Source organism: Pseudogemmobacter sonorensis (genome assembly GCF_042762395.1).
GTDB classification, from domain to species: domain Bacteria; phylum Pseudomonadota; class Alphaproteobacteria; order Rhodobacterales; family Rhodobacteraceae; genus Pseudogemmobacter; species Pseudogemmobacter sonorensis.
The window spans coordinates 1-556 of record NZ_JBEFZE010000102.1 but is presented as its reverse complement, the minus strand read 5'-3'; the positions used below and the strand labels follow the sequence as shown (position 1 = coordinate 556).

Genomic DNA, 556 nt, shown 5'->3' with positions numbered 1-556 from the left:
TCTCCGGGGGTGGTGAGGGCGCTACGGATGTGGGCAACGGCGTTGTTGATTTCGTCCCATGCCCGCTTGCCCAAGCCAAGGTTGGTCTCCCCAACGTTTGCCGCGATGGTAAGCCCTTCGAGCGGGACAGCAGCCTGGGCAAGCACAGCCTCCAGCTCCGCCACCCGTGCCAGCGCGGCGTCACGCTCGCCTTCCAGTTCCGCGACACGGGCCTCGGCTGCGCCATGGTTCCCGGCGCACTCGATGATCTCGCGAGACGCCCTTTCGTATGCGGCCCGCCATTGGTCGAGCTCGGCCCGCAGGCTCTCCGCGTCTTGGCGGAATGCGTCGTTAGAACGGCAGGCGTCCAGGAAGGATTGCGTGAGGTTGAGCAACCGGCGGATGGCAAAGCCGACGTTTTCGTGGTGTCCAGCGAACTTCGGATCAATCTCACGCGCGGCGGCACGTAGTGCCTTTATGACAATTTCTGTCTGCTCGGCACAGGCTTCGGTCGCTTCCGGTGCCAGATCCATCGCGGGCGCGGGCTTATCCTCCCCTTGTGGCTGTGAGGCGGGGA

1 protein-coding gene is annotated in these 556 nt (G+C 64.7%); it reads right to left on the bottom strand.

The genetic code is table 11. The annotated features are described in order from the left end of the window. On the bottom strand, positions 1-512 hold a 512-nt coding region (locus ABNX41_RS21940; protein ID WP_438671795.1), incomplete at its 3' end, for a hypothetical protein. Positions 513-556 lie beyond the last annotated feature (44 nt).